The organism is Streptomyces milbemycinicus, assembly GCF_002154605.1.
Classification (GTDB): domain Bacteria; phylum Actinomycetota; class Actinomycetes; order Streptomycetales; family Streptomycetaceae; genus Streptomyces; species Streptomyces milbemycinicus.
On record NZ_MUNE01000446.1, the window covers coordinates 1 to 4,341 of the forward strand.

The 4,341-nt window shown below is 71.8% G+C and carries 6 protein-coding genes and 1 pseudogene; 6 read left to right on the forward strand and 1 reads right to left on the reverse strand.

The window, feature by feature from the left end; genetic code table 11:
- Nucleotides 1–461 (reverse strand): annotated as a pseudogene (locus CCN51_RS32590) (hypothetical protein); the annotation flags it as partial.
- A 156-nt stretch (nt 462–617) separates the two neighbouring features.
- Between CCN51_RS32590 and CCN51_RS32595 the strand changes: the two are divergent.
- The 6 genes from CCN51_RS32595 to CCN51_RS32620 form a co-directional block, all read left to right on the forward strand.
- Nucleotides 618–899, forward strand: a complete 282-nt coding sequence (locus tag CCN51_RS32595; protein ID WP_014175552.1) for a hypothetical protein — start codon at nt 618–620, stop codon at nt 897–899.
- On the forward strand, nt 896–1,294 hold the full coding sequence (locus CCN51_RS32600) for a helix-turn-helix domain-containing protein (RefSeq protein ID WP_014175551.1): 399 nt from the start codon (nt 896–898) through the stop codon (nt 1,292–1,294). Before CCN51_RS32595 ends, CCN51_RS32600 begins: the two co-directional genes overlap by 4 nt.
- Nucleotides 1,295–1,393: 99 nt before the next feature.
- Nucleotides 1,394–1,909, forward strand: coding sequence for a 2-oxo-4-hydroxy-4-carboxy-5-ureidoimidazoline decarboxylase (uraD, locus tag CCN51_RS32605; protein ID WP_043486553.1), 516 nt, complete (start codon nt 1,394–1,396; stop codon nt 1,907–1,909).
- The gene (gene uraH / locus CCN51_RS32610; protein ID WP_014175549.1) at nt 1,906–2,313 is read left to right on the forward strand and encodes a hydroxyisourate hydrolase; all 408 of its coding nucleotides are present in this window, start codon (nt 1,906–1,908) and stop codon (nt 2,311–2,313) included. Before uraD ends, uraH begins: the two co-directional genes overlap by 4 nt.
- A gap of 6 nt (nt 2,314–2,319) precedes the next feature.
- The gene (gene pucL / locus CCN51_RS32615; RefSeq protein WP_014175548.1) at nt 2,320–3,216 is read left to right on the forward strand and encodes a factor-independent urate hydroxylase; all 897 of its coding nucleotides are present in this window, start codon (nt 2,320–2,322) and stop codon (nt 3,214–3,216) included.
- A 17-nt stretch (nt 3,217–3,233) separates the two neighbouring features.
- Nucleotides 3,234–4,341 (forward strand): amidohydrolase family protein (locus tag CCN51_RS32620; protein ID WP_086860422.1); only part of this gene is annotated, 1,108 nt, incomplete at its 3' end.

Genomic DNA, 4,341 nt, shown 5'->3' on the forward strand with positions numbered 1-4,341 from the left:
GGATGCGGTGACGGCCGCCGCGCAGTATCTGAAATGGCTCGGCTTCGGCGGTGTGCGGCGGCCGTCACCGCATCCCGCGCCGTACGGATCGTCACCGGCCGGAACGCGGGCCGCTGCACGGGCCGGCCCGGTGGTCCGGCGGCCCCCGTCGGCGGGCCGCCGGGGCGGGCGGTGGCCGGGGCGCGCTCCGTGGGGTCGGGCGCCGGCGCCACGGGGACGCGGACCAGCGTCCCGCACGCGCAGCCGAACTCCGGCTGGGGCCAGTGGCCCTGCCGACCGCACATGGCGCAGTTGGCCGCCACCCAGGTGTCCTCCCAGGTGCGGTGCTCGATCTTCTGCGGGGCGCCGTCGCGCAGCACGGGGAGGGTGAGCGGCGCCCCGCATGAGCACGGGTAGGTTGGCGGAGTGAACGACTGCTCGCGGCGGCACGAGGGGCAGCGCACCGGCACGCTCTCTGTCATCTGTGGCTCCGAGTCCGAGTTCCGGGAGAGGGGTCTGTGCCCATGCTCCATGAAGCGCGGGGTCGGGGGCGGCGACTTGGGGGGTTCTGCGTCCGGCGGGCCGACCGCCGTGGGAGGCTCGTGACGTCTCCTGTGCGATGGCAGTAGGTTGGCGGCGTGAGACTGAGGGTTGAGTTCACCACCGAGCCGTTCGACCTCGACGAGGTGCCGCCGCATGCCGTGGTGGCCCGCGACATCGTGCAAGGCGCCGCGCTGGACTCCGTCGACGTCGGCCCGTTCGGCAACACGGCGGAGGGCGGTGCGGAGCATGTCCTGGCCGCCGTCCATGAACTGCTCCGTGAGTCCCTGGAGGCGGGGGCGACCCGGATCTCGCTCCAGGTCAACGTCATCCCGGAGTCGGCCGCGGCCACGGGCGAGGCGGGGGAGGGCGGCAGGTGACCCGTCCCGCCGACGACCCCTTCGTCACGGCGGTCAAGCCGCTGGTGGACGCCATCGGCGGCGAGCTGATCGCCCCGGACAGCGCCCAGGGCGATGACGTGGTCCTCTCCTGGGAGGGCCGGGAGGTCGTGGCCGTACGCCTGCCGCACCTCTCCGACTCGCTCGACCACATCCTCGCCGAGCTCCGCCGCCGCCACGGCGTCCCGCTCGCCGACCTCGACCGCAAGACCAAGCAGTCGGTCGTCCGCCTCCTCGAACAGCGCGGCGCCTTCTCCATGCGCCACGGCGTGGAGACGGTCGCGACCGCGCTCGGCGTCAGCCGCTTCACCGTCTACAACTACCTCAACCGGGAGAACGCCGAGCGGAGCGCCGAGCCCCGGGGGGACGGCGCGTAGCGGCGTGTAGCCCGGTTGGATCGCCCCGGCCCTGGCCCGTAACCTGAAGTTTTCAACAAACTGTTGACGGTGCGCGGGGGCGGCTCCTAGCTTGCGAGTGTGACTACCAGCGCTCCGCCGGGACTGGCCCGGTTCAACGCAGCGGACGGGCCGGACGTGGCCGCGCTGCTGCACGAGGTGTGCGCCAGCCGGGCGTGGGCGGCGGCGGTGGCCGCCGGGCGGCCGTACGGCAGCGTCGACGCGCTGCTGGCCGCCGCCGAGGAGGCCATGGCGGGGCTGACCGACGCCGACCTCGCCGAGGCGATGGCCGCCCACCCGCCCATAGGGCGGCCGAAGCCCGGCGACGCCACCTCGGCGCGCGAGCAGAGCGGGGTGGGGGAGGCCGAGCGCGCGCGGCTGCTGGAGCTGAACCGCGCCTACCAGGAGCGCCATGGGCATGTCTTCCTCATCTATGCCACCGGGCGCGGTGGCGAGGAGATGCTGGCTGCTCTCAACGAGCGGATCGGCAACGACACCGACACCGAACGCGAGATCGTCCGCACCGAGCTGGGCAAGATCAATCGCAACCGGCTGGCCCGGCTCATGACCATGGACGAGGGGGGAGGGGAGCGGTGACAGCCAAGACGCCCGGTACGCACACCACCTCGCACACCTCGCGCACCTCCGTGTCCACGCACATCCTCGACACCGCCCTCGGCCGCCCCGCCGCCGGAGTGGCCGTCGAGCTGTCCGTCCGCCCCGCGGGCGACGCGCCCTGGGCGGCCCACGCCCGCTCCAGCACGGACGCCGACGGCCGCTGCAAGGACCTGCCAGCCCTCCCCGAGGGCACCGCGCACGTACGGCTGCGGTTCGAGGTCGAGCCGTACCTCGCGCGCGCGGGACACCCATCAGCCGAGGGGCAGCGGAACGGAGCCTTCTTCCCGGAGGTGGCGGTGGTCTTCGCCGTCGAGCCCGGGGAGCACTATCACGTGCCCCTGCTGCTCAACCCGTTCGGCTACTCCGTATACCGAGGGAGCTAGCACCCGATGCCCACACTCGGCCAGAACCAGTACGGCAAGGCGGAAACCCGCGTCGTCAGGATCGTGCGGGACGGAGCCGTCCACCACATCAAGGACCTGAACGTGTCGGTGGCGCTCTCCGGCGACATGGACGAGGTCCACCTCTCCGGCAGCAACGCCAACGTGCTGCCGACGGACACCACCAAGAACACCGTGTACGCCTTCGCCAAGGAACACGGCATCGCCTCGCCCGAGCAGTTCGGCATCCTGCTCGCCCGCCACTTCGTCACCGGCCAGGACGCCATCCACACCGCCCGGATCCGGATCGAGGAGTACGGCTGGGAGCGGATCGAGACCTCGGGGGCGGCCCGCCACTCCTTCGTCCGCACCGGACAGGAGACCCGCACCGCCCAGATCACCTTCGACGGAGAGCGGTGGGAGGTGATCTCCGGGCTGACGGGGCTGACCGTGCTGAACTCCACCGACTCGGAGTTCTGGGGCTTCGTCAAGGACGAATACACCACGCTGCCGGAGGTGCGCGACCGCATCCTCGCCACCGATGTGCACGCCCGGTGGCGCTACGGCTGGTGTTCCGATGACGACGGCGGCGGCGGCGAGCCCGCGCCGGACTGGGAGCGCGGATACGCCGGGGCCAGAGACGACCTGCTGGCCGCCTTCGCCGAGACGTACTCGCTCTCCCTCCAGCAGACGCTGTACCAGATGGGCGCCCGCGTGATCGAAAACCGGCCCGCGATCGACGAAATACGGCTCTCGCTGCCCAACAAGCACCACTTCCTGGTCGACCTGGAACCCTTCGGCCTGAAGAACGACAACGAGGTGTACTTCGCCGCCGACCGGCCGTACGGCCTCATCGAGGCCACGATCCTGCGGGACGGCGTCCGGCCCCGGATCGCCACCGACTGAAGGGCGCCACGGCAGACATGAACAGCACCGCAGAACCGAACCGCACCGCAGCAGCGAAGCGCATCGTCATCGAGAACTGCGCCATCGCGACCGTGGACGCCGACGACACCGAGTACACCAGCGGCCACATCGTCGTCGCGGGCAACCGTCTGGAGTCGCTGGGACCCGGCCCCGCGCCCGCCGGCCTCGACGGGGTGGTCCGCAGGGTTGACGGCACCGGCCATCTGGCGACCCCCGGCCTGGTCAACACCCATCACCACTTCTACCAGTGGATCACCCGCGGCCTGGCCCAGGACCACAACCTCTTCAACTGGCTGGTCGCGCTCTATCCGACCTGGGCGCGGATCGACGAGCCCATGGTGTACGAGGCGGCGCGCGCCTCGCTGGCCATGATGGTCCGCGGCGGCGTCACCTGCGCCATGGACCACCACTACGTCTTCCCGCGCGGCACGGGCGACCTGCTGGGCGCCGAGCTGCGCGCGGCCAGGGAGCTGGGCGTACGGTTCACGGCCGCGCGCGGCTCCATGGACCGCGGTGTGTCGGACGGCGGGCTGCCGCCCGACTTCGCCGTCGAGACCACCGAGGGCGCGCTGCGCGCCACCGAGGAGGCGGTCGACGCCCACCACGACCCCTCGTACGACTCCATGCTGCAGATCGCGGTCGCGCCCTGCTCGCCCTTCTCGGTCTCCACCGAACTGCTCCGCGAGGCCGCGGCCCTGGCCCGCCGCAAGGGCGTACGGCTGCACACCCACGGCTCGGAGACGATGGAGGAGGAGAAGTTCTGCCACGAGCTGTTCGGGATGGGCCCGACCGACTACTTCGAGTCGACCGGCTGGCTGGGCGAGGACGTGTGGATGGCGCACTGCGTCCATATGAACGACGCCGACATCGCGGCCTTCGCCCGCACCGGCACGGGCGTGGCGCACTGCCCCTCGTCCAACGCCCGCCTGGCCGCCGGTATCGCCCGCGTCCCCGACCTGCTGGCCGCCGGGGTACCGGTCGGCCTGGGCGTGGACGGCACCGCCTCCAACGAGTCCGGCGAACTGCACACCGAACTGCGCAACGCCCTGCTGATCAACCGCCTGGGCACACACCGCGAGAAGGCGCTGAACGCCCGTCAGGCGC

Bases quoted from the DNA above. Each gene is read 5' to 3' on its own strand.
- pucL (WP_014175548.1), top strand. From the start codon at position 2,320: ATGCCCACACTCGGCCAGAACCAGTACGGCAAGGCGGAAACCCGCGTC.